The 22,954-nt window shown below is 48.1% G+C and carries 22 protein-coding genes; 11 read left to right on the top strand and 11 right to left on the bottom strand.

Translation table 11 applies throughout. The features are described 5' to 3' along the window. The first annotated feature begins 40 nt into the window (after positions 1 to 40). From AC0J20_RS17285 to AC0J20_RS17275, 3 genes are read left to right on the top strand one after another with little or no spacing between them, the layout of a single operon-like run. A complete protein-coding gene (locus tag AC0J20_RS17285; RefSeq protein ID WP_229529861.1) occupies positions 41 to 1,339 on the top strand; it encodes an adenylosuccinate synthase in 1,299 nt (432 codons plus the stop codon). A gap of 57 nt (positions 1,340 to 1,396) precedes the next feature. Beyond that, positions 1,397 to 2,782, top strand: coding sequence for an aldehyde dehydrogenase family protein (locus AC0J20_RS17280; protein ID WP_473022673.1), 1,386 nt, complete (start codon positions 1,397 to 1,399; stop codon positions 2,780 to 2,782). Between the two features lie 17 nt (positions 2,783 to 2,799). Then, positions 2,800 to 3,216 carry a VOC family protein gene (locus AC0J20_RS17275; protein WP_229529863.1) on the top strand — a complete coding sequence of 139 codons (417 nt, stop codon included), beginning with the start codon at positions 2,800 to 2,802 and terminating at the stop codon, positions 3,214 to 3,216. Between the two features lie 22 nt (positions 3,217 to 3,238). On the opposite strand, the gene AC0J20_RS17270 is transcribed toward AC0J20_RS17275, so the two are convergent. The 4 genes from AC0J20_RS17270 to fadB form a co-directional block, all read right to left on the bottom strand. Continuing rightward, positions 3,239 to 3,640, bottom strand: coding sequence for a VOC family protein (locus AC0J20_RS17270; RefSeq protein ID WP_473022672.1), 402 nt, complete (start codon positions 3,638 to 3,640; stop codon positions 3,239 to 3,241). Between the two features lie 4 nt (positions 3,641 to 3,644). Continuing rightward, positions 3,645 to 3,791: a hypothetical protein gene (locus tag AC0J20_RS17265; RefSeq protein WP_473022671.1), complete on the bottom strand. Its 147-nt coding sequence runs from the start codon at positions 3,789 to 3,791 to the stop codon at positions 3,645 to 3,647. A gap of 139 nt (positions 3,792 to 3,930) precedes the next feature. Further along, complete coding sequence (fadA, locus tag AC0J20_RS17260) at positions 3,931 to 5,094, bottom strand: acetyl-CoA C-acyltransferase FadA (RefSeq protein ID WP_473022670.1); 1,164 nt, start codon at positions 5,092 to 5,094, stop codon at positions 3,931 to 3,933. 12 nt (positions 5,095 to 5,106) lie between these two features. Then, a complete protein-coding gene (fadB, locus tag AC0J20_RS17255) occupies positions 5,107 to 7,257 on the bottom strand; it encodes a fatty acid oxidation complex subunit alpha FadB (protein WP_473022669.1) in 2,151 nt (716 codons plus the stop codon). A gap of 244 nt (positions 7,258 to 7,501) precedes the next feature. Here fadB and AC0J20_RS17250 point away from each other — a divergent pair, with 244 nt between their 5' ends. Together AC0J20_RS17250 and pepQ are read left to right on the top strand one after the other, a co-directional pair. Further along, the gene (locus tag AC0J20_RS17250; RefSeq protein ID WP_473022668.1) at positions 7,502 to 9,433 is read left to right on the top strand and encodes a transglycosylase SLT domain-containing protein; all 1,932 of its coding nucleotides are present in this window, start codon (positions 7,502 to 7,504) and stop codon (positions 9,431 to 9,433) included. A 131-nt stretch (positions 9,434 to 9,564) separates the two neighbouring features. Then, a complete protein-coding gene (gene pepQ, locus AC0J20_RS17245; protein ID WP_473022667.1) occupies positions 9,565 to 10,884 on the top strand; it encodes a Xaa-Pro dipeptidase in 1,320 nt (439 codons plus the stop codon). 52 nt (positions 10,885 to 10,936) lie between these two features. On the opposite strand, the gene metJ is transcribed toward pepQ, so the two are convergent. Next, complete coding sequence (metJ, locus tag AC0J20_RS17240; RefSeq protein WP_229529870.1) at positions 10,937 to 11,254, bottom strand: met regulon transcriptional regulator MetJ; 318 nt, start codon at positions 11,252 to 11,254, stop codon at positions 10,937 to 10,939. Between the two features lie 151 nt (positions 11,255 to 11,405). On the opposite strand from metJ, the gene metF reads away from it, so the two are divergent. Further along, the gene (metF, locus tag AC0J20_RS17235) at positions 11,406 to 12,287 is read left to right on the top strand and encodes a methylenetetrahydrofolate reductase (RefSeq protein WP_229529871.1); all 882 of its coding nucleotides are present in this window, start codon (positions 11,406 to 11,408) and stop codon (positions 12,285 to 12,287) included. 41 nt (positions 12,288 to 12,328) lie between these two features. Beyond that, on the top strand, positions 12,329 to 13,240 hold the full coding sequence (locus tag AC0J20_RS17230) for a virulence factor BrkB family protein (protein ID WP_377307069.1): 912 nt from the start codon (positions 12,329 to 12,331) through the stop codon (positions 13,238 to 13,240). Positions 13,241 to 13,262: 22 nt separating this feature from the next. On the opposite strand, the gene AC0J20_RS17225 is transcribed toward AC0J20_RS17230, so the two are convergent. Further along, positions 13,263 to 13,901, bottom strand: coding sequence for a DUF2959 domain-containing protein (locus AC0J20_RS17225; RefSeq protein ID WP_473022666.1), 639 nt, complete (start codon positions 13,899 to 13,901; stop codon positions 13,263 to 13,265). After that, positions 13,901 to 14,131: a hypothetical protein gene (locus tag AC0J20_RS17220; RefSeq protein ID WP_229529873.1), complete on the bottom strand. Its 231-nt coding sequence runs from the start codon at positions 14,129 to 14,131 to the stop codon at positions 13,901 to 13,903. The genes AC0J20_RS17225 and AC0J20_RS17220 overlap by 1 nt, the downstream gene beginning before the upstream one ends. Positions 14,132 to 14,278: 147 nt before the next feature. On the opposite strand from AC0J20_RS17220, the gene dtd reads away from it, so the two are divergent. Then, the gene (gene dtd / locus AC0J20_RS17215) at positions 14,279 to 14,716 is read left to right on the top strand and encodes a D-aminoacyl-tRNA deacylase (protein WP_473022665.1); all 438 of its coding nucleotides are present in this window, start codon (positions 14,279 to 14,281) and stop codon (positions 14,714 to 14,716) included. On the opposite strand, the gene AC0J20_RS17210 is transcribed toward dtd, so the two are convergent. Next, a complete protein-coding gene (locus tag AC0J20_RS17210) occupies positions 14,713 to 15,318 on the bottom strand; it encodes a spermidine synthase (protein WP_473022664.1) in 606 nt (201 codons plus the stop codon). The genes dtd and AC0J20_RS17210 overlap by 4 nt on opposite strands. A gap of 211 nt (positions 15,319 to 15,529) precedes the next feature. Here AC0J20_RS17210 and AC0J20_RS17205 point away from each other — a divergent pair, with 211 nt between their 5' ends. Then, positions 15,530 to 16,429 carry a bifunctional GNAT family N-acetyltransferase/hotdog fold thioesterase gene (locus AC0J20_RS17205; RefSeq protein WP_229529876.1) on the top strand — a complete coding sequence of 300 codons (900 nt, stop codon included), beginning with the start codon at positions 15,530 to 15,532 and terminating at the stop codon, positions 16,427 to 16,429. A 184-nt stretch (positions 16,430 to 16,613) separates the two neighbouring features. Continuing rightward, a complete protein-coding gene (locus AC0J20_RS17200) occupies positions 16,614 to 18,590 on the top strand; it encodes a class I adenylate cyclase (protein ID WP_473022663.1) in 1,977 nt (658 codons plus the stop codon). Positions 18,591 to 18,889: 299 nt separating this feature from the next. Here the strand turns inward: AC0J20_RS17200 and rpoH are convergent, their stop codons facing one another. Next, entirely contained in the window at positions 18,890 to 19,741 is an 852-nt protein-coding gene (gene rpoH, locus AC0J20_RS17195) for an RNA polymerase sigma factor RpoH (protein ID WP_473022661.1), read from the bottom strand. Between the two features lie 287 nt (positions 19,742 to 20,028). Between rpoH and AC0J20_RS17190 the strand changes: the two genes are divergently transcribed. Next, a complete protein-coding gene (locus AC0J20_RS17190; RefSeq protein WP_229529880.1) occupies positions 20,029 to 21,246 on the top strand; it encodes an EAL and HDOD domain-containing protein in 1,218 nt (405 codons plus the stop codon). Between the two features lie 19 nt (positions 21,247 to 21,265). On the opposite strand, the gene ftsX is transcribed toward AC0J20_RS17190, so the two are convergent. Together ftsX and ftsE are read right to left on the bottom strand one after the other, a co-directional pair. After that, positions 21,266 to 22,246, bottom strand: coding sequence for a permease-like cell division protein FtsX (gene ftsX, locus AC0J20_RS17185; protein ID WP_473022660.1), 981 nt, complete (start codon positions 22,244 to 22,246; stop codon positions 21,266 to 21,268). After that, positions 22,243 to 22,929 (bottom strand): cell division ATP-binding protein FtsE, encoded by a 687-nt coding sequence (ftsE, locus tag AC0J20_RS17180; RefSeq protein ID WP_229529882.1) that lies wholly within the window; start codon positions 22,927 to 22,929, stop codon positions 22,243 to 22,245. Before ftsE ends, ftsX begins: the two co-directional genes overlap by 4 nt. Positions 22,930 to 22,954 lie beyond the last annotated feature (25 nt).

Genomic DNA, 22,954 nt, shown 5'->3' with positions numbered 1-22,954 from the left:
TGGTAGAATCCCCGCTTAACTTTCAACCAAAGCGAAGTCAATGGCAAATAATGTAGTGGTCCTTGGTACCCAATGGGGTGACGAAGGCAAGGGTAAGGTTGTCGACCTTTTAACAGACAAAGCTTCATACGTAGTGCGTTATCAGGGTGGGCATAACGCTGGTCACACCTTAGTAATCGACGGTGAAAAAACCGTTTTACATCTTATTCCATCCGGTATTTTACGCGACAATGTTACCTGTGTAATTGGTAATGGCGTGGTATTAAGCCCGGAAGCGCTGATGAAAGAAATTGGCATGCTGAAAGAGCGTGGTGTGCCGGTAGAAGAGCGTTTGGTTATCAGTGAAGCTTGTCCGTTGATTTTACCTTATCACATCGCTTTGGATCAGGCGCGTGAGCAAGCTCGTGGCAATAAAGCTATCGGTACCACGGGACGTGGTATTGGTCCAGCCTACGAAGACAAAGTATCACGTCGTGGATTGCGTGTTGGTGACTTGTTCTGCGTGGAGAGCTTCGCAGCTAAACTCAAAGAAGTGATGGAATATCACAATTTTGCGCTGCAGCATTATTACAAAGCTGAGCCTGTCAGTTACGACAAAGTTTTACAGGAAGTGTTGGCCATTGCGGATATTTTAAAATCCATGGTGGTAGACGTTACCGATCTGCTGGACAAAGCGCGTCTGGAAGGTAAGAAAATCATGTTCGAAGGTGCCCAGGGCACGTTGCTGGACATCGACCACGGTACTTATCCTTATGTTACCTCATCCAATACTACGGTAGGTGGTGTTGCCACAGGTGCCGGTTTTGGTCCGTTACATCTGGATTATGTGCTGGGTATCGTTAAAGCCTACACCACTCGAGTGGGCTCTGGTCCGTTTCCTACGGAGTTAGACGATGCCGTGGGTGAACATCTGGGCGTTAAAGGTCACGAATTTGGGGCCACCACAGGCCGTAAACGCCGCACCGGTTGGTTTGATGCCGTAGCCATGAAGCGTGCAGTGCAAATTAACTCTATATCTGGTTTCTGTCTGACTAAGTTAGACGTATTGGATGGCCTGGAAGAGCTGAAGATTTGTGTCGGTTATAAAGATGCTGACGGCAATATCAAAGATGTGCCTCCGATGGCGGCCGATGGCTATGAAGCCGTTACTCCTGTGTATGAATCCATGCCGGGCTGGTCAGATAATACTTTCGGTGCAAAAACAATTGACGCACTACCCCAAGCGGCGAAAGATTACATTAAACGCATTGAAGAAGTGACAGGTGTGCCGGTACATATAGTCTCTACCGGACCTGACAGAAATGAGACCATCATTTTAACTCATCCTTATGATGCCTAATTAAAAAAGCCGCTTGTTAGCGGCTTTTTGCTCTAAGTTGGTTTTTCAGGAGCTACGATGGACGCGAAAACGTTAAATACCATTCCCGATATAGTAAATCGCCTGCGCAATACCTATGCCACAGGTAAGACTCGCTCGTTGCAATGGCGTATTCAGCAACTGCAGCAAGTGAAGAAGATGACACTGGATAACGAAGATAAAATTCGTGACGCCTTACTGGCCGATCTGGGCAAGTGTCAGCTTGAAGCCTGGAGTGCTGAAATTTCCTATATTGCTACGGAAGTGGACCATACCATTAAGCACCTGAAAAAATGGATGAAACCTCGCAAAGTCAAAACGCCCTTAGTGGCTATGCCCGGTAAGAGCTACATTCAACCAGAACCTCTGGGTGTGGCTTTGATTATTGGTGCCTGGAATTATCCCTGGCAACTGGTAATTGCCCCTTATGTCGCTGCGCTGTCTGCCGGTAACTGTGCCATTTTAAAGCCTTCTGAATTGGCAGCGAATACGTCAAAGCTTATGGCGGAACTGGTACCCAGATATCTGGACGGCGACGCAGTAGCGGTGGTCGAAGGGGGGGTAGAAGAATCTACAGCGCTGTTGCAACAGCGCTTTGATCACATCCTGTATACCGGTGGCGAAGCTGTCGGTAAAGTGGTTATGCGAGCGGCGGCTGAGCATCTCACACCGGTGACGTTAGAGCTGGGAGGAAAAAGTCCCTGCATCGTGGATAAAAGCGCCAATCTGGATGTATCTGTTGCCCGCATTGCCTGGTGTAAGTGGATGAATGCCGGGCAAACCTGTGTCGCACCTGATTATGTGCTGGTGGATGAGAGTGTAAAAGAGACTTTTATCGCTAAGTTGCAGCAAAAAATGCAGGAATTTTATGGCGAAGATGCCAGTAAAAGTGCCGATTATGCGCGTATAATCAATCAGCGTCACTGGTCGAGGATCATGGGCTTGCTGGATGGGCAGACGGTGTTGTCGGGCGGCGTGGGTGACCAGGACAGTCGTTTTATTGCACCAACCCTGGTCGCTGAACCGGATCCGGAGTCACCGCTCATGCAGCAGGAAATTTTTGGTCCGATCCTACCCATTTTGACTTATCGCAAGCTCGATGAAGCCGTGCATTTTATCAATCAGCGGCCTAAACCTCTGGCCATGTACATATTTAGTAAAGATAAATCCGTTTCTCAAAGCGTACTGCAACAAACCAGTGCTGGTAGCGTTTGTGTGAATGACGGCATGATGTTTATGACCAACCAGGACCTGCCGTTTGGCGGAGTCGGTACCAGCGGCATGGGCAGTTATTGTGGTCAGGCGGGTTTTGACACCTTCAGTCATTTAAAAGCGGTGATGGAGCGTAGCTTCGCCTTGGATGTAGATGTCCGTTATCCACCCTACACCGATAAAAAGCTTAAAATGTTAAAAATGCTGTCCTGAGTAGTAAAGGTAAAACTATGCTGAACCCGTTTCATCTTGCCATTCCTGTCCACGATTTAGAGGCCGCTGAGAGCTTCTATGGGGAGATTCTGGGCTGTGAAAAAGGACGCTCTTCCAGCAACTGGATCGACTGGAACTTTTGGGGCCACCAGTTGGTGACTCACTTAGACAGAAGTATGCAACTCAACGAAACCATTAATCTGGTGGACGGCAAGGACATTGGCGTCCCGCATTTTGGATTAGTGCTGGATTGGGACGACTGGCAGGCACTGCAGACTCGCCTTAAGACTAAGCAGGTACCATTTGTTCTGGAACCCTACATCCGCTTTGCCGGAAAACCAGGCGAACAAGGCACTTTTTTTATTAAAGACCCCTCCGGCAATCGCCTGGAGTTTAAATCGTTTAAAGACCAGGCCTATTTGTTTGCCACTTAATTTTTTAACGAATTTGGCGCGATTATTCGTACCACTTTAGTCCTTTGTAAGGATTATGTTTTAAAGCATCCAGACGCTGTTGCAGATCACCACAATGTATCTCTAACTTGTGGCCATCAGGGTCCAGAAAATACAGGGAGTCTCCTTCGCTGCGATTATCTTGCCAGGTGCCGAATCCCGCCGCTAAGATACTTTGTTTCAGGCCGTCAAACTGCCCCTCGGTAACTGAAAAGGCCAGATGGGAGTAATCTTGTGAGGGCTTGGCTTGCCCCAGAGACAAGCACAACCAAATCCCGGGTGATGAAAGATAAGCCCCCTTATCCCAACTGACTTCAGGTTTAAACCCAAGTACATCGCTGTAAAATTGCAGGGAAGTATCCAGACAATTCACCGAAAAGGTGATGTGATTTATTCCTGTAAGCATAACGTTAGCTTATTGCCGCATTGAAGCCCTGAACAAATCCATCAATAAAAGCTACAACAAAACTGCTCAGGTTGTTGAATGAGGCAACAATCAGTAAGAATGCCATCAGAAAATAAACCATTTTTCGCTGTGTTACGGTGAGTGTTTTCATTGTGTTACGTACCATTGGAAAGACCATAAGATGCAAGTTACAGCAGAAGATAATGTAATTCACCTGTACTAAAGTACAGTTTTTCAGCAGGCATAAAAAAGGGCAACCTAAGTTGCCCTTTGCTGTGGAAACGGTTTATTTAGACCCGTTCAAAGATGGTGGCGATACCTTGTCCTAAACCAATACACATGGTGGCCAGGCCGACAGATTTGTCATTGGCTTCCATCAGATTGATTAAGGTAGTGCTGATACGCGCACCGGAACAACCCAGTGGGTGACCTAGTGCAATAGCACCACCATTGAGGTTAACCATCTCGTCGTAGTTATCCATCAGGCCCAGTGCCTTGATACAGGACAGGGCTTGTGCTGCGAACGCTTCGTTAAACTCTGCCAGTTCAATATCTTTGATATCCATACCGGCGCGTTTAAGTGCCTTTTGAGTGGCAGGTACCGGGCCGTAACCCATGATTGCCGCATCACAACCCGCCACACCCATAGCGCGGATTTTCACTCTGGGTGTTAGGCCCAATGCTTTGGCTTTATCAGCAGACATTACCAACATGGCTGAGGCACCGTCTGAGATCGCAGAAGAGGTACCGGCGGTTACCGTACCATTAGCTGGATCAAATACCGGGCGCAGGCCTCCGAGTGTTTCCACTGTGGTTTCCGGACGGATTACTTCATCATGGGTGACGCTTACCAGAGCGCCATTGGCATCGTGGCCTTCAGTGGCAACGATTTCGTTGTCCCAGCGGCCTTCTAACGCTGCAGCGTGGGCTTTCTGATGAGAGCGGGCACCAAAGGCATCCTGTTGTTCACGGGAAATACCATTTTGTTTGCCTAACAGCTCGGCAGTTAAGCCCATGCTACCTGAGGCCTTGGCAGTGTATTTTGCCAGGCCTGGGTGGAAGTCTACGTTAAAGTTCATAGGCACGTGGCCCATGTGTTCAACACCACCAATCAGGTACACATCGCCAGCACCTGTCATGATACCGCGTGTTGCATCGTGCAGTGCCTGCATAGAAGAACCGCACAGACGGTTAACCGTGACTGCTGCCACGTGACGCGGAATGTCAGTTAACAATTGTGCGTTACGGGCGACGTTAAAGCCCTGTTCTTTGGTTTGCTGTACGCAACCCCAGATAATGTCTTCGATATCAGCCGGATCTAAGGCCGGATTTCTGGCTAACAGTGAATTCATCAGATGAGCTGATAAGGTTTCAGCACGAACGTTTCTGAATACACCGCCTTTAGAGCGCCCCATAGGGGTACGAATGCAATCTACTATTACTACTTCTTTCATGATAGTTCCCCCTTATCCGCAGTATTTCTGGTTGTTTTTGGCCATTTCGCGAGTGCCTTCAGTCACCTGATACACTTCACCCAGGTGGGCAAACTTGTCTGCCAGTGCCACAAAGTTGGCAACACCCATGGTATCGATGTAGCGGAAAATGCCGCCTCTGAACGGCGGGAAGCCCAGGCCGTAAAGCAGGGCCATGTCGGCCTCAGCGGCGGAATCTACAATGCCTTCTTCCAGGCAGCGAATGGCTTCATTGGCCATTGGGATCATCAGACGTGCAATGATTTCGTCAGCTTCAAAGTCTCGCTTGTCAGCCACATGCGCGCTCATCAATTCGTAAGCTTCTTCCGCTGGCGTTTTTTGCGGTTTACCGCGCTTATCCAGACCGTGGTTGTAGAAGCCTTTCTGGTTCTTCTGACCATAGCGCTCCGCTTTATACAGCAGGGTCACTGGGTCGTTATCCACTTTCTTCATGCGCTCAGGGAAACCGTCAGCCATAACATCTGCGGCGTGGTCGGCGGTGTCGATACCCACAACGTCAAGCAGATAAGCCGGGCCCATTGGCCAACCGAAGATTTTTTCCATTACTTTATCGACTGCTACGAAGTCAGCACCGTCCAGCAGTAACTTGCTGAAGCCGGCAAAATAAGGGAATAACACGCGATTCACTAAAAAGCCCGGGCAGTCGTTGACCACAATCGGGGTTTTACCCATTTTCAGGGTCATGGCCACCACGTTGGCGATGGTTTCATCCGTGGTCTTCTCCCCGCGAATGATTTCCACCAACGGCATTCTGTGGACCGGATTGAAAAAGTGCATACCGCAGAAACGCTCCGGGTTTTCCAGGTTTTCTGCCAGTGCGTTAATAGAAATCGTCGAGGTGTTGGAACAAATGATGGCATCTTTGGCCACGGTCTGTTCGGTTTCTTTTAATACGATCCCTTTAACTTTGGGGTTTTCCACTACAGCTTCGATGACGATATCAACGTTTTCCAGCGCCTTGTAGTCCAGAGTTGGTACGATGTTGTTCAGAGTCGCCGCCATTTTCTTGCTGTTGACTTTGCCTCGCTGCATACCCTTATCGAGGATTTTGCTGGCTTCATCCAGACCCAGTTTTAATGCTGGCTCTGCGATGTCTTTCATGATGGTCTTGGTGCCTTTAACGGCAGACTGGTAGGCAATACCACCGCCCATGATACCAGCGCCCAGCACACCTGCCTGTTCAAAGGTTTTAGTGGCTTGTTTGGCCTGCTTTTTACCTTTGCCTTTTACTACCTGGTCTGCCAGGAAAATACCTACCTGGGCCGTAGCGGCCTCAGATTTGGCTAGTTTTACAAAGCCTTCGTTTTCCAGCTTCAACGCGCCTTCGCGATCCAAAGTAGCGGCTTTCTCAAGGGTTTCTACCACCATATGCGGTGCCGGGTAATGTTTACCTGCCTGCGCAAATACCATGCCTTTGGCAGTGGCGAAACTCATCATCATTTCGTTGCGATTCAGCTTCAGAGGCGATTTTTTCGCTGTGCGACGCGCCTGCCAGTCAATCTTTCCGGCGGCTGCATCGGCGGCCATCTGATTGGCAACCGCCACCAATAGCTCTGGTGCGGTAGCGGCATCAATCGCACCTTCATTCAGGGCTTTTTCCGCATTGCGGTCTTTACCTGTGGTCATCCACTCCATGGCGTTATCGGCACCGATAACCCGTGGCAAACGCACAGTACCACCAAAGCCAGGCATCAGGCCCAGTTTAACTTCTGGCAAGCCGATGGCGGCAGTGCTGTCTGCAACCCGCAGATCACAGGCCAGCGTCATTTCACAGCCACCGCCCAGCGCGAAGCCATTAATGGCGGCAACAGTAGGGAAGGGCAGATCTTCAAAACGGTCAAATACTTTGGAGGTATTGGCTACCCATTGCAGCAGCGTTTCTTCGGGCTCTGCAAATAAACCGGTGAACTCGGTAATATCGGCACCGACAATAAAGGTGGACTTGGCGGAACGCACCACGGCGGCTTTGATATCAGCGTTAGATTCTATGGCAGCACACAATTCATTTAATTCTGATACAGTTTGCTGGTCAAATTTGTTGACGGAGCCTTGCGCATTGAAAACAATATCTGCGATACCATTTTCATTCAGGCTGGCTTGTAGGCATTGGCCTTCAAATAACATTGGTTTCTCCTGTGCTTTTTCAGAGCCTTTAACCAGATTGAAACAAAAAATCACTGGCACGGTCTGATGTAGGGTGGCAACATTGTTGTTGAAGAAATGTTAAATTTCAACCTAAATTCAAACAATTGTTTGAATTTTTAATTTCATTTTGTTTCGAACGGTATAAAAGCCGTTACCTAAGGCCGCGAATTTGCTCGCAGTCTGAAGGCTAAAGATAGAGAGAATACGACAAAAAAGGTAGTCAATGCGTGCAATAAAACAGGGCGTTTTTTTACTTTCTGTATCGATGTTTTTACTGGTCTCTGTCAAAGGTGCAGCGCAGGCGGTTGCGCCTGAGCAGTTGCGGGAGTGGTTTGAACGTGCTGAACAAATCGCACACCGGCCAAATAGTAGTGAGTACAAACTACTAAAACAAAACCTCAAAGATTATCCGCTGTGGCCCTACGTTACCTACAAAACGCTGTTACGTTACCCCTATATTTCCAACGAAAATGCCATCGCGGAGTTTCTGACAGAATACGTAGACACGCCAATGGAACGTCCATTGCGCAAGAAATGGTTGCAACACCTCGCTCGTCAAAACCGCGACGATCTGTATTTAAAGTATTACGCCGAGGTGGGTGATACTGCGCTCTTGTGTCAACGCATCGCTTTCGATATTGCCAGACAGGGGCTGGACACCTATCTGGAAGAAATTCAGTCGCTGTGGTTGGTGGGAAAATCACAACCCAATGAATGTGATCCTTTGTTTGACCAATGGCGGGATGCCGGCAGAAGAAGTAAAGACATTGTATTACAGCGCATCGAGCTGGCCGCTGATGGCGGCAACAGCACCCTTATTCCCTATTTAAAGCGTTTGTTGCCGGAGTCAGAAAAATATCTGGCGGATTTGTGGTTGTCGGTGCGCCGTTCGCCCAGCATGCTATCGCGACAGTCGAAGTTTACCGGCGTACGCCCAGCTATTGAAACGCGCATTATTACCTATGGATTACGCCGTTTGATCTGGCGCGATCCGGAACTGGCACTGGAGACATGGCGGGATTATGCCCGTAAGTTCTCTTTCAGTGCAGAGCAAAAGCAAGCGATTACTGAGCGTTTTGCTATCGCTTTGGCCTCAAAAAATCACCCGCAGGCAGAAAGCTGGCTGGAAAAAGCCAGCGGCTTGCAGGAAGAAGACGTGTACCTCTGGCATTTAACTCACGTTTTGCGGGAGCAAAACTGGCACCATGCGCTGGAAGTACTGAGGGCTATCCCGGATGGCATGACCCAGGATCTGATTTTTCAGTATTGGGAAGCACGCTCCCTGGAGTTACTCGGCAATCAGGACGCTGCAAACAGATTGTTCACCCAGCTGGCGCAGAATCGTCATTATTATGGTTTTATGGCCAGCGGTAAGTTGGGCATGGAAGTGAATTTACAAAACCGCCCCTACCAACAACAGGAAACTCAGTTCAGGCAACTAATGGCCAAACCTGCTATGCAGCGCATAGTTGAGTTTATTCAACTGGAGCGCAAAACCTCAGCTCGTCGTGAATGGAATATGTTGATCCCGACGTTGCCTACTGAGCTTCAGCAACTGGCAGCTGCGCTCGCCAGTCAGTGGGACTGGCACGATCAGGCGATTCACGCCTTTTCCAACTCCGGTTATCTCGATGACGTAGAAAAACGATTTCCGTTGGCCTATAAATCGGATCTGATGGCCAGCGCAGAGCGCAATGACATCAGCCCGGCCTGGGCCTTTGCCATTGCCAGAAGAGAGAGTTCATTTAAACCGGATGCCCGTTCGGGAGCAGGTGCTTACGGGTTGATGCAGGTGCTGCCCAGTACCGTACAATACATGGAAAAGCGCAAAATTCGCGCCCGACAACTGTACGATGCGCAGTTCAATCTGGATATGGGCACTCAATATATGAATTACCTGATGCAGCGCATGGATAAAAATATTGTACTGGCGACAGCGTCTTATAACGCCGGCTGGCACCGGGTGAAAACCTGGGTGCCGGAAGGTCAGTCTATGGCAGCAGATATCTGGATTGAGAACATCCCATACCGGGAAACCCGCAATTACGTAAAGGCAGTGCTGGCTTATAAACAGATTTATCACCTGCTATTGGGCAATGAATATAATTACTTTAAAGATTATGCCCAGATGACAATAGGTGGAGCCGGAACCTGACAGTTAACCATATTTAATGGCAACGACTTTGGGCTGTAACATTTACACTCCGGAGATGGCGAGATACCATCATTTATTATTCCTCATTCGTTTCGTAGCAGAAGCTACCCTATAAGAAGGAGCCGCCTTTTATGTCAGAACTCAAAGCCCAATTTCAACAACACATCGCCGTGATGCAGGCACGTACCCGTGAGGCTTTGCAGCGCGAAGGGCTTGATGGCATTGTGATTCATTCCGGACAGGGCAAAATCAAGTTTCTGGACGACAATTATTATCCGTTCGCCGTTTCTCCCCTGTTTAAAGCCTGGCTGCCGGTGGTTGATAACCCCAACTGTTGGTTAATTCTGGATGGCGAATCAAAGCCGAAGCTGGTGTTTTATTTGCCGGTGGACTTCTGGCACAAAGTGCCTAAAGAGCCGAACGACTTCTGGACTGACGAATTCGATATCCATTTACTGGCGAAACCCAATGCGGTGGAAAAGTACCTGCCTTACGACAAAGCAAAGCACGCCTATCTCGGCGAATATCTGGAAGTGGCCAGTGCACTGGGATTTAGCAATGTTAATCCGGATCGGGTCTTACATTATCTGCACTATCATCGCGCTTACAAAACCGATTATGAAAAGTACTGTATGCGTGAGGCGAACAAGATCGCTATCCAGGGCCACCGGGCCGCAGAACAGGCGTTCAGAGCGGGCAAAAGCGAGCTGGATATTCATCTCGCCTACCTGGCAGCGACTCGCCATACCGATGAGCAATTGCCCTATCCCAGTATTATTGCCCTGAATGAAAATGCCGCCATCCTGCACAACAGCGTGCGGGATATCGACGCACCGCAACAGAGTCGTACTTTTTTAATTGACGCTGGTGCGCAATATCATGGCTATGCGGCAGATATCACCCGTACCTATGTTCAGCAGGATGGGGAGTTTGCTGATCTGATCCGGCACATGGATCAGGTAAACCTGGATCTGATTGATATGCTCAAACCCGGTATTGAATATGCGGATCTGCAATTTAAAGCCCACGAAAAGGTAGCGCAGTTGTTGTCAGATTTTGGCATCGTTAACCTGAGTGGCGCCGATACCCTGGAGCAAGGCATCGTTTCCACCTTTTTCCCGCATGGGATAGGTCACTTTTTGGGATTGCAGGTGCACGATGTAGGTGGGCACATGGCGGATGATCGCGGCACGGCTAAACCTTCACCTGAGGCACATCCGTTTTTGCGTTGCACACGCACAGTTGAAGCCGATCAGGTGTTTACGGTTGAGCCCGGCCTCTACTTTATTGATAGTCTGCTGGCGGATTTACGGAGCACCCCGGAATCTAAATATATCAACTGGGATAAAGTGGCAGAATTAAAACCTTACGGCGGAATTCGCATTGAAGATAATGTGATTGTCCACGCTGACAGAAATGAAAACATGACCCGTGAAGGGGGATTGAACTAAACGCTATGAGTTAGCGCAAGGAGTCGCTACGCGGCTCCTTCAATTTACCGGCTTAATCTTCATCCTCTTCAATTTCAATGCCTTTTTCTGCCATGATGCGTCTGGCTTCTTCCGGAATCTTATGGGCGTTTTCTTTGGTTAAATCATTGTCGTTGGGCAAAGGCTGCCCGGTAAACGCATGCAAAAAGGCTTCACACAATAATTCCGAATTAGTGGCGTGTTTCAGGTTGTTAACCTGGCGTCGGGTACGCTCGTCAGTGAGTACCTGCAATACCTTGAGCGGTATAGAAACCGTTATTTTTTTAACTTGTTCACTCTTTTTTCCGTGTTCTGCGTACGGATCTATATAGTTACCATTCCATTCTGCCATGGTGGGAAACCCTGTTAATGATTATGAGTCAGAAGCTTTAATTCTAATGACTCTGGGAAACTAATCAATATTAGATGGCTAAACTGCTTGACGTCCAGACGGTGTTTAATTACATTTAGCCATCTAAACGTCTAAATTGCTTAAGGTTAACATGGTTTCGTACGCGCAGGGCATAGATGCTCTTAATCAGACTTTGTCTGAAATCAAAAATATTCAGGTGTCTTTTGAGTTTTTCCCACCTAAAACTGAAGCCATGCAACAAACTCTCTGGAATTCTGTAGAGCGCTTAGCGCCGCTTAATCCCAAGTTTATGTCAGTTACCTATGGTGCTAACAGTGGTGAGCGGGATCGCACTCACGAAGTGGTTAAGCGCATTCAAAACGAAAAGGGTATCAATGCAGCCCCGCATTTAACCTGTGTGGACGCTTCACGGGAAGAACTGGTGCAAATTGCGCAGGATTACTGGGAGTCGGGCATTCGTCGGATTGTGGCGCTGCGAGGCGATTTACCCGAAGGCTCAACTGAGCACCGCTCCTACGCGGTTGATTTGGTGAAATTACTCAAGGAAGTGGCTGACTTTGACATTTCTGTGGCAGCCTATCCGGAAACCCATCCCGATGCCCCTAATTCGCAATTTGATTTGCTTAATCTGAAACGCAAGGCTGAAGCCGGTGCAACTCAGGCTATCACTCAGTTTTTCTTCGACGCCGAGGTGTTTTTGCGTTTCAGAGATCGCGCCGCAGCCGCCGGTATTGATATCGATATCGTGCCGGGTATCCTGCCGGTAACCAATTATAAAACCTTGTTACGCTTCGCCGGTTTTACCAATGTACATGTGCCTAACTGGCTGCATCACATGTTTGAAGGTCTGGACGATGATGATCAGACTACCCGCAACCTGCTAGGCGCCAGCATTGCCATGGATACGGTAAAAGTGCTGGCAAAAGAAGGTGTGAAAGATTTTCACTTTTATACCCTGAACCGCAGTGAATTGAGTTACGCCATCTGTCATATGCTGGGCGTGCGCGGTTAACCAGGCTACACTGTCAAAAATTTTCGATTTTTGAGTGTATTTTGCAAAAACTTAAACGACTGTTTCGGCGACTTCGCCCCAAAGCGATTCAGTTTACCCGGTCTTTTTTAACCCAGTGCAAAGAAGATCGGGTTGCAGTGACCGCCGGTCACCTGGCCTATGTGACGTTGTTGTCGCTGGTGCCTTTTATCATGATGTTTTTTGCCATTTTGCAGGCGTTTCCGGCGTTTCAAAGCATTCGGGTTAAAGTCGAAGACTTTATCTTTCACAATTTTGTGCCCGCCGCCGGAGATACCATCAGGCGCTACGTGTTTGAGTTTGCCAACAATGCATCGGAAATGGGCATTATCGGTATCGGCTTTTTGGTGGTGGTGGCGCTGCTGCTGATCTCCAATGTAGACAAGACCCTGAACCATATCTGGCGCACCAACATCGAGCGGCGCAAGATATTCACCTTTGCGATTTACTGGATGGTACTGACATTGGGCCCGTTACTGGTGGGCAGTAGTCTGGCCATGACTTCCTATCTGATTTCTCTGACCACCTTTGCGGAAGAATACACGCCAGGCATAACCACCTTTGTTCTGCGGGTTCTGCCGTTTCTTATCTCTTTCGGTGTGTATTTTATTCTGTACATGGTGGTGCCCAATCAGATGGTACGGGCAAAAGATGCCGCAGCCGGGGCGGTGTTTGCTGCTGTATTGTTTGAGTTAGGGAAAAAAGTCTTTGCACTTTATGTTACCAGCTTTCCGTCTTACAAAGTTATTTATGGCGCGCTGGCGGCTGTGCCTATTTTGTTTGTCTGGGTTTATTTGTCGTGGGTTATTGTCTTGTTAGGCGCTGTGTTAACGGTACAGGTGGAAAAATGGCGTATCCTGAATATTCGGCCCAAACCAGAAGACGAGCAGGTTGCAACAAGCTCCTATACCAACGAACCGGAAGAATCGGCCTGATACAGGTATCAGGCTGATCGGATCAAGGGGCTTTAATACTATTGATAAACTCTGAAGATTGCGCAATGGCGCTGTTCATTTCGTTTATCAGCACCTGAATATCCTGTCTGATTTTGTCAAATTCTCCCTGCAATGCTCCAATCGCAGAGGCATTCAGGTTGTGTTTCAGGTACAGCACATTGTCATTGAGTGCGGTAAGCACCGGCTGCATTTTGTCCGCAGAACGATGCATGGCTTTGAGCAAACTGTTGTAGCGTCGTTGAGTTTCTTTTAGTTTGCGCTCACTATCGCGTCGTAGACTTTCATTGCTGTATTGTTGCAATTCATCTTGCCATTCATCAAACAAGGCCTCTGCTACCGATTCTACTTTGTCAATACGACTGATGAGGCGTTCTGCACTGTCGTTACTGGCATCGTATTGATCCTTAATTTGCTCGTAGGCGTCCTGCAACTCACCGCCGTCGAAGTTGATTAAGGCGGACAGTTCTTCCAGTGCCGAGGAGAATTGCTGCTGTGCTTCTTCCTGAGCCTCATTAACTGACTCTACTCTGTCCACCAGAATGTCGCGTTTCTCAACACCCATCGATTCCCAGATGGAATAATAGGTGGACTGACAGGCACTGAGCAGTAGCACCAGACAAGTCGCTAGTAGGTGTTTCATCAGCTGGCCTTAAACTTTGCGGCGTCAATAATGGCCCATAAATGGAAGATTGCGCCTACCGGCCACATAAAAATAAAGATCACAGTTGCCGCCAAACCATAGCTGACAGTACATACCAGAAAGAACAGCAACGCCATCATGATACGGCCCTGAATTAACTGTCCCAATCCGGGAATGAAAATATTACATAATGCAGCGATTACATTGCCGCCTGAACCTTGACCTGACATACGCGTTTCCTTCTGTTTAGCTGTTAACGGTGTTCGGTATGTGCTTAAAATAAAACAAAGTTTTTAAACTTACCAGTTGATATTTGTAAGCGATTTCGAATCGGGTGTGGTAAATATCGGTAATAACTGAATGAAAAAGGAGCAACATTGATAGCATTATTACAACGCGTCAGCTCGGCCTCAGTGACTGTTGAGGGCCAGTGTGTGGGCGAAATAGACCAGGGTTTACTGGTGTTGTTAGGGGTAGAGAATGGTGATACCAGGGAAAAAGCGGAGCGGCTGGCGCAGAGGGTGTGCAACTATCGCATCTTTCCCGATGAGCAAGGCAAAATGAATCTCAATGTGCAACAAACGGAAGGTTCGGTGCTGGTGGTGTCGCAGTTTACCTTGCTGGCTGATACCAAAAAGGGCAATCGCCCCAGCTTTTCCGGAGCCGGTGATCCCGAGCTGGGAAAACAGCTCTATCAGCATTTTTACCAATCGGTGCGTAACAACGGCGTGCCCTGTGAAACCGGTCAATATGCGGCAGACATGCAGGTTGCTCTGGTAAACGAAGGCCCGACAACCTTTTGGTTGCACATTTAGCGCATAAACACCACGGCGTTCAGATCTAACTGATATTGCCTCGCGACCTGTTGCAGTTGCGAATCAAAGTCCATGACCGGTAGCGCCTGTCGGGCGGCAAAAATGACTTTGTTTTGGTAACCTGGTACCGCAAGGATGCGAAACTGCAGTTGCAGCTCGCTGAGAATTTCCAGTAGTTGCTCTGACTGCAGCCAGCTGGCGCTGAGCAGGTTAATCACCATCAGACCATCCTGATTCAGCGCTTTACTGCAATCCTGATAAAAGTTTTTACTAAAAACAAAATCCGGGCTGCCCTGTTCAGCAAAAAGATCAATAAACAGCAGATCTTGCGCTGCTACATCTTTAATGGCTTGCTGTGCGTCCTGTTGTACAATCTGATAAGGTGAACCGGCCGGCCAAAACCACTGCTCAAACAGCCGGATTACCTGGGCTGAATATTCGATTGAGCGTATTTCACACAAAGGAAAGTGGTAACGGAAAAAGCGCTGTAAACTGCCGCCACCCAATCCTAATTCGGTGACTTTTTGAGGGCGCTGGCGGTAATAAAAGCACAGCAACAATGCACTAAGGTGAGGCAATACCGGTTGGTGTGGCGAGTGCAAAGACATCACCGTTTGCACAGCATCATTAATAGAAAGCCAACGGTATTCTGTATTTTCTGATATTGTCAGAGCAGTTGACCCGGGACGCTCAAAATGCAAAATACGTGGGTTGTTTTGTAAATCGTTCAGATGAAACAGAGTTCAGGCTCCCAAAAAACGGGGTGGTGCTGTGCTGGTTTGTCTATGTAACCACGAAATAAGGCCAAAGTGAATGTATCGAATTAGTACGCCAGAAACGCCAGAGCAATTGGATGCTTATTTTTCTTTTCGCTGGCAAGTGTTACGGGAGCCTTTTAACTTTCCTCCGGGGTCTGAAAAAGACGAATACGAGAGCGTAGCGGAACATCGCATGTTGTTGTCGCCTAAAGGGGATATAGTCGCCGTTGGGCGGGTTCATCTGAATGTTCAGGAAGAAGCTCAAATCAGGCATATTGCCGTCTCTGCTGAGCATCGTAAAAAAGGCCTGGGTAGTCTGATATTAAGTGCCCTGGAAGAAGAAGCCAAACGCCAGGGCGCGACCAGGGCAGTCACCAACAGCCTGGATACCTCGGTGGCCTTTTTTGCGGCAGCAGGGTATAAAATTGAAGACTCACCGGAAGCCTTAGGCAAACAAAAACGCCAACACATGGTAAAAAAACTGGATATGCAGTCTATCGTCAGGTTGCATCCCAAATGGTGTAGTGAGCTGCAGAAAACCTGGTATGAAACCATTCCCATCTCTGAGCAAATGGGCATCGTGCTGCATCAATACAGTGGTAAAACTCTGGAAGCCAGAGCGTCGCTGAACAAAAACATCAATCTGCATGGCACCATGTTCGCCGGCAGTATTTATTCACTGGCGACACTCACCGGTTGGGGCATGATCTTTTTGCAGTTAAAAGAGCGCGGCCTTACTGGTGATATTGTGCTGGGGGATGCCAATATTCATTATCACAAGCCGGTAACCGCTGAACCCAGAGCCATCTGTAATATTGAAACCCTGAGCGGCAAGTTTAATTACGTTGAACGCAAGAAAAAGTGCCGGCTGGAGTTGCAGGTCAATATTCAGGATGGTGATAAAGCGGTGGCGGAATTTCACGGTGTTTATTGGGTGTTGCCGCTCAAAGACTGACAAAACGGCCTCACAATCCGGATATTCAGGCCGTTTCATCCTCCGACAATACAAGGCTGAGTTCGCATACGGGCCAAAGTTGGCCTAATATTGGTCATATTTAGTTGATTTTTGTAGCAAAAGTTGATTTGCTTTTTAAAATCAAAATCTTGCCCACTTTACAGGCGTTTGCTGAACGACGGATATGAGCACCAATCTTCAACAAAACCTGACGATCCGGTTATTGCGGGTACTCAGGTATAACAAAGCCCGAACGGAACGGGCTTTGGAACTCATGCCGTCAGAAAAACGCGATGCATTTCATATCATTCCGTTTTTATTGCATATCAATCACCCGGCCTTTCCAGGTTACATTGAAGATCCCCAAACCCCGCTGGGCCTTGTCAATTACTCGCTAAGGGAAGAGTTGAAAGATGCGCTACACCGTATATTTCCCGACCAAAAAGCCCTGATAGAGGATTTAAAACCTATCTGGCCCAAGCGCCGGATGATTGAATCGTTGGTCTTAATGGGCAGTATCGGCACCATCGCACAGTCGTCACAATCGGATTTTGACTACTGGGTGTGCGTCGATGGCACACGCTATAAAAATGCCCATTTTCGCCTGTTGCAGAGTAAGTTGCACAAGATTGAACAATGGGCCGAAAAACACTTTGGCATGGAAGTACACTTCTTTTTGTCGGATATTGAAAAAGTGCGCAACAACGATTTTGGTGTGGCAGATGGTGAGAGTTCGGGTAGTGCTCAGGCGATATTCCTGAAGGCCGAATTTTACACCACCAATATCGTGGTAGCAGGGAAAGCGCCTTTTTGGTGGTTATTGCACGAAGGGGCAACCGACAAACAATATCAGCAGTTATTGAGTTCCCTAAAGGACGGTGTTTCGCCTGAGCCTAAGTGGTTTATGGACCTGGGCAATATAGAAAAGATGGATACCGCAGAATTGTTTGGCGCTGCCATCTGGCAAATCAGCAAGGCCATGGACTCGCCGTTTAAATCGGTGCTGAAAATGGCCAAACTGGAAGTGTTTCTGGCTAATATTGATAGTCAGCAACCCTTGTGTAGCCAGTTGCGCAGTGCTGTACACAATGGCACCCGTGCTCCGGGCGAGCAGGAACACATCGATCCCTATGGCCTGATGTTTGAACAGATTATTCGGTACTATCAGGAGCTTGGCGAGCAGGATACTGTTGAACTGTTGCAGTTGTGTCTGTATATCAAAAGTGACTGTGGCTTAAGTTTGCCAGCAGATGAAAACGCCTTTCATTTTAAACGCAAAATCATCATGGCCTACGTGGAGCAATGGGGCTGGTCACGGGAGAAAATCAAAAAAATTGATCGCATCAAATACTGGGATTTCAAAGATCTTTCACAAATCGGCAAGCGCATTCACGCATTTCTGATTGGTTGCTATCGCCGTATCTCGGTGAAAATTTCCCACCAAAAGCAATTGGTAAGCAAAGAAGATGTTACTGTTATCGGCCGTAAAATTGACTCCTTCTACTCTAAAAAAGAGCATAAAATCGATTATCTGCGCAGTGCCTTTGAAGATGGTACCTACTGCAAAATTGTCACTGTTAAAGCCGAACCGCAAAGCAATAATCGCCGGCGCTGGAGCCTGTATCGCGGCAATCAGATAGACTGGAATGACTCGGCGCTGGGAAAGGTGTTGATGAAAAGTGCCTGGAATCCGGTAGAACTTATCTTATGGGGCGTTTTTAATGGCATCATGGACAGCGAGACCAGGATTATGTTGTCTTATCATGCCGAACCCGTGTTGGAACGAGATCTACTGGAACTCACCAAAGTATTTCAGACGCTATTCCCGCCGGTACGCATCTCGGAAATAAAGCGCAATGCCTTACTGGTACCTTATCGCATTATTAACTGTCTGGCGGTGATCAATTTTGAAAGTCGTCGCCACAAACCCGAAACCGAAGAGCTGAAAGTGATTTATTTCACCAGTTGGGGAGAGCTGTATTGCACCGACGGGTTTGAAGCACTGGAGGCTTTGCGTTTTGATTTAATGGATGTCACACCCGCCCCCAACAAATATCTACTGTCGCCGGATGGCTCCTACCGGGATCGCCTGTCTGCTGATTTTAAAGAACGTTCAGATATGGACTTTACTTCGGCCCTGGAACTGATTAAAGAAAAGTGATTTAGCGCCAGCCTCGTCACGGTTCTCCCGCCGCAGGGTAGGGTTTGGAAAATGTATTGATGTACAGTTGTGATGGCTGTCCCGTTAAGAGCCCCGTTAAGAAATATTAAAAGTTCACTGACTAAAATGGGGCAATTTCATTGCCGGTTCGTATTTAGTCAGTTTCCGTTTTCTGTCATACACAAAATACATTAAATCCGGTCAAAAAACAGGCTGGCTGGTGTGAACCTTGGGTAAGTTACACGCAATAAAAAAGCCGCAAACATGCGGCTTTCGTTTTTTTCTATGCCAGTTAGCGTTTAGCTCATGGCGTTTTGCAGCTTTTTCATGGCGTTCTTTTCAATCTGACGTACGCGCTCAGCAGAGACATTGTATTTGTCTGCCAGGTCCTGCAATGTGGTCTTTTCATCAGATAACCAGCGGGTTTGCAGTATGTGTTGGCTACGCTCGTCCAGCGTTTTAATGGCGGAGTACAAGCGGGCAGAAGCGTTTTGATCCCAGTCGGCATTGATCACTGACGTTTCTACGTCTTCGCTTTTGTCTTCCAGATACTGAACTGGTGCAAAACTGCCGGATTCGTCGTCGTCAGCCGACAGGTCAAACGCCTGGTCCTGACTGCTCATCCGCGCTTCCATTTGCAATACTTCTTTGGTGCTGACACCTAATTCCTTAGCAACGGTTTGCACCTCTTCATGGGTGAACCAGCCAAGGCGTTTTTTGGCTTTGCGCAGATTGAAAAACAATTTGCGTTGCGCTTTAGTGGTGGCAACTTTTACGATGCGCCAGTTGCGCAGTACGTATTCGTGAATTTCTGCCTTGATCCAGTGTACGGCAAATGAAACGAGGCGCACGCCCATGGTGGGGTCGAATCGTTTTACCGCCTTCATCAGGCCGATATTGCCTTCCTGAATTAAGTCTGCCTGGGGCAGGCCATAGCCTGAGTATGATTTGGCGATATGCACCACAAAACGCAGGTGCGACATGATCAGCTTTCTGGCTGATTCCAGGTCTTCGTCTTCTCTCAAACGGGTCGCCAATGCACGTTCCTCTTCAGCGGATAGCATGTTGATGCCACTCACATACTGAATGTACGAATCCAGGCTTCCGCTTTGTGGAATGCTTAAGGCCATGGACTGTATTTTTGTGCTCATAATTACCTCTTTATTTTTTGCCGCTGGCATGCTAGCACAGTGGGCTGAAGATCACCAGAGTCGGTGCCTTAAAACGAAAATGCATCGCCTGTTTGCTGTAAATTTAAGCGACATCGACGGATTTATATTTGTTGTTACGTTGTCAGACCTGCTAAAGTTTAATTTTGTTTCGTGTCACAGGGATGAATATCACCTATGAAATGTAACAGAGTTTTATGCACCGGGATTTCGATTACTTATTGGTAGAGGGTTAACAGGTCAGTCTTGTTTACCCAAGAGGTAGAAGAATGTTTGCATACGTTGCACGTCAGGCCATTTTGGACCGCGATAAGAATGTGTTTGGTTACGAGTTATTGTTTCGGGATGGCAAACAAAACTGTTTTCCCAATGTCGCCCCCGACGAAGCGACTTCTAAGATTCTGGCCAGTAACCATTTAACACTGGGCCTGGATGAAATCACCGGTGGCAAAGTGTCGTTCATCAATTTTTATGAAGACACGCTGCTATACCGTTTTCCCACTTCACTTGATCCGATGGCCGTGGTTATCGAAATCGTTGAAACTGCCCCCATCAGCAAAGAATTGCTGGCTGCCTGTAAACACATTAAGCAACTGGGTTACAAACTGGCACTGGACGATCACGATTTTGATCCCAAATGGGATGTGTTTCTGCCCTATATTGATATTGTGAAGGTGGATATTCGCGAGAGCGATTACGAAACCATTAAAAAACACGTGCCTAAGTTTCTCGATGCCAAGGTGAAAATCGTGGCTGAAAAAGTGGAAACCCATGAAGAGTTTGAGCTGTATAAGGAGATGGGCTGTCATTACTTTCAGGGCTACTTCTACGCCCGGCCTGAGGTGATGAAGCAAAAGAACATTCCCAATTCCAAATTGTCCTTGCTGGAACTCATCAGCGAAAGCTCCAAATTAGAAATGAACTTTGATCGCATTAACGACATTATTGAGCGGGATGTGGCTTTGTCGTACATGCTCTTGCGTTTTATCAACAATCCCACGGTGAATAAACGCAACAAAATTACCTCATTGCGCCATGCCTTAAATTATATGGGGGCGCTGGAATTGAAGAAGTTTATTGCGCTGCTGGCGCTGGCCAATCTGGGCGATGCCAAGCCGATGGAATTGCTCCAGGTGTCGTTAATTCGGGCCAAGTTTTGCGAACTCTTAGCGGCCGCCCGAAACGATCCGGAAAATCCGCCTAAAGGCTTTCTGGTGGGGCTGTTTTCCCTGATCGATGCCATGCTGGATCGCAATATGAACAATCTGATGGAAAACCTGCCATTATCCGATGATTTAAAAGGGGCCTTGTGCGGCGAAAAGAATAATTTATTGTTTTATCTGGAGCTGGCAAAAACCTTTGAAACTGCGAACTGGCAAAAAACCCGTAAGCTGTCTCAGGCGCTCAAGGTAGAGCAAAAGGCATTGCACGGGTATTACAACCAGGCTGTGGTCTGGAGTAACGCGATGCGTATGAGCATTGCCTAATACCCGGTCCATTATCTATTTACCTGGGTTCAATCTGACTGACATAGCGGGACACGGAAATCGCTGAACCCGCCAAACCCATGAAAATGGATATACCCAGCATTGACATCAGGGTTGAAAAGCTCATACCAGCAAGGTCAAAGTCCTGATTATACAGGGCTAAAATATCTTCAATGTTAGAGGACATCCACCAGAGCAAAATGGCAATGGTGATCCAGGCCATAATCCCGCCCAGAAACCCATACCAAAAACCAGTATAGAGAAACGGACGCTGAATAAAGCTGTCGGTGGCACCTACCAGTTTCATGACTAATATTTCGCTGCGTTTGTTGAAGATATTGAGTCGGATGGTGTTACCGACAATCAGTATTACCGCGATAAACAGCAATAAAGCGATCATGGTAACCAGTTCGTTGGCAATGGCAAGTATGGCATGTAGCCGTTCCAGCCATTCGATATCCAGTTTGCCCGATTCCACTTCGCGCTCCTGAATGAGATTATCCAGTAAGGTTTTGGCAGTGGCTGGGGTGCCGAATTTGTCACTGGGATACACCAGCAATACGTTGGGGAGAGGATTGCTGTCCAGGTAATCAACGGCATCACCAAAACCGGATAGTCTGCGAAATTCCTCCAGGGCATCATCGGCAGACACAAAGGTCAGGCTTTCGATTTCCGGCCAGGTGCGTATGCGTTTGATCAGTTGCTGAATGTCAGCGTCGCTGGCCTGTTGTTTCAGGAACACCGAGATCTCCGCCGCCTGTTGGGTATCGGCACTGATATTATTCAGGTTTTTCACCAGCACATAGAGGGTGCCGGGCAGGGTAATGCTCAGGCCCAACACCGCAATCGTCATTACTGAGGCCAGTGGTGTTCTGATGATTTCGCCAAAACTGGCAATGCACTGGCGAAAATGACTGGTAAAAAACATCAGCAGTTTTTGCAACAGGCCGATCTGATGTTGCTGTGCCCCGCTTTGACGGCTCTTAAATAACAGGCTCATGCCTGCACTCCTGGCGTTTCAGTGAGGCCGTCGTTGATCATCTGGCCCCCTTTCAGGGTCAGTGTGCGGTAGTGCATGCGCGCAATCAGTCCCAAATCATGGGTGGCGATAAATACAGATGCCCCGGCTTTGTTGAAGGCTTCAAACAGGCGAATAATTTCCAGGGATAGGGCCGGGTCCAGATTACCTGTGGGTTCGTCGGCTAATATAATGGGCGGACGATTGACCACCGCCCGGGCAATCCCAACCCGCTGCTGCTCACCACCGGAAAGGGTTGCCGGTGGATTGTTTTGCTTGTGTAGCAGGCCAACCCGGTCCAGCGCTGCGTGCACTCTGGCATAGATCTGTTTGCGGGAATAACCTTCGATCACCAGAGGCAGGGCGACATTGTCGAACACGGTTTTGTCCATCAGCAATTGATGGTTCTGAAAAATCATACCGATATCGCGGCGCACGTAAGCGACGTCACGTCGGGTAATGCGGCTCAAATCATGGCCGTTGATGTATACCCGGCCTACGCTGGGGCGTTCCATCAGGCTGATCAGTTTTAATAAGGTGCTTTTACCGGCCCCGGAATGGCCAGTAAGAAAGACCATTTCTCCGGGGGCAACGTGGAAGTTGACCTTGCTTAAGGCCAAATGCCCGCCTGGATAGGTTTTGCTGACTTCTTCAAACTTGATCATTGTGGCCTGATTCGCATCCGACGAT

Source organism: Planctobacterium sp. R6 (assembly GCF_055755215.1).
The sequence above is the reverse complement of the archived record's forward strand: the minus strand, read 5'-3'. Positions and strand labels throughout refer to the sequence as shown.

Bases quoted from the DNA above. Each gene is read 5' to 3' on its own strand.
- AC0J20_RS17285 (WP_229529861.1), top strand. From the start codon at position 41: ATGGCAAATAATGTAGTGGTCCTTGGTACCCAATGGGGTGACGAAGGC.
- AC0J20_RS17280 (WP_473022673.1), top strand. From the start codon at position 1,397: ATGGACGCGAAAACGTTAAATACCATTCCCGATATAGTAAATCGCCTG.
- AC0J20_RS17275 (WP_229529863.1), top strand. From the start codon at position 2,800: ATGCTGAACCCGTTTCATCTTGCCATTCCTGTCCACGATTTAGAGGCC.
- AC0J20_RS17270 (WP_473022672.1), bottom strand. From the start codon at position 3,640: ATGCTTACAGGAATAAATCACATCACCTTTTCGGTGAATTGTCTGGAT.
- AC0J20_RS17265 (WP_473022671.1), bottom strand. From the start codon at position 3,791: ATGAAAACACTCACCGTAACACAGCGAAAAATGGTTTATTTTCTGATG.
- fadA (WP_473022670.1), bottom strand. From the start codon at position 5,094: ATGAAAGAAGTAGTAATAGTAGATTGCATTCGTACCCCTATGGGGCGC.
- fadB (WP_473022669.1), bottom strand. From the start codon at position 7,257: ATGTTATTTGAAGGCCAATGCCTACAAGCCAGCCTGAATGAAAATGGT.
- AC0J20_RS17250 (WP_473022668.1), top strand. From the start codon at position 7,502: ATGCGTGCAATAAAACAGGGCGTTTTTTTACTTTCTGTATCGATGTTT.
- pepQ (WP_473022667.1), top strand. From the start codon at position 9,565: ATGTCAGAACTCAAAGCCCAATTTCAACAACACATCGCCGTGATGCAG.
- metJ (WP_229529870.1), bottom strand. From the start codon at position 11,254: ATGGCAGAATGGAATGGTAACTATATAGATCCGTACGCAGAACACGGA.
- metF (WP_229529871.1), top strand. From the start codon at position 11,406: ATGGTTTCGTACGCGCAGGGCATAGATGCTCTTAATCAGACTTTGTCT.
- AC0J20_RS17225 (WP_473022666.1), bottom strand. From the start codon at position 13,901: ATGAAACACCTACTAGCGACTTGTCTGGTGCTACTGCTCAGTGCCTGT.
- AC0J20_RS17220 (WP_229529873.1), bottom strand. From the start codon at position 14,131: ATGTCAGGTCAAGGTTCAGGCGGCAATGTAATCGCTGCATTATGTAAT.
- AC0J20_RS17205 (WP_229529876.1), top strand. From the start codon at position 15,530: ATGTATCGAATTAGTACGCCAGAAACGCCAGAGCAATTGGATGCTTAT.
- AC0J20_RS17200 (WP_473022663.1), top strand. From the start codon at position 16,614: ATGAGCACCAATCTTCAACAAAACCTGACGATCCGGTTATTGCGGGTA.
- rpoH (WP_473022661.1), bottom strand. From the start codon at position 19,741: ATGAGCACAAAAATACAGTCCATGGCCTTAAGCATTCCACAAAGCGGA.
- AC0J20_RS17190 (WP_229529880.1), top strand. From the start codon at position 20,029: ATGTTTGCATACGTTGCACGTCAGGCCATTTTGGACCGCGATAAGAAT.
- ftsX (WP_473022660.1), bottom strand. From the start codon at position 22,246: ATGAGCCTGTTATTTAAGAGCCGTCAAAGCGGGGCACAGCAACATCAG.
- ftsE (WP_229529882.1), bottom strand. From the start codon at position 22,929: ATGATCAAGTTTGAAGAAGTCAGCAAAACCTATCCAGGCGGGCATTTG.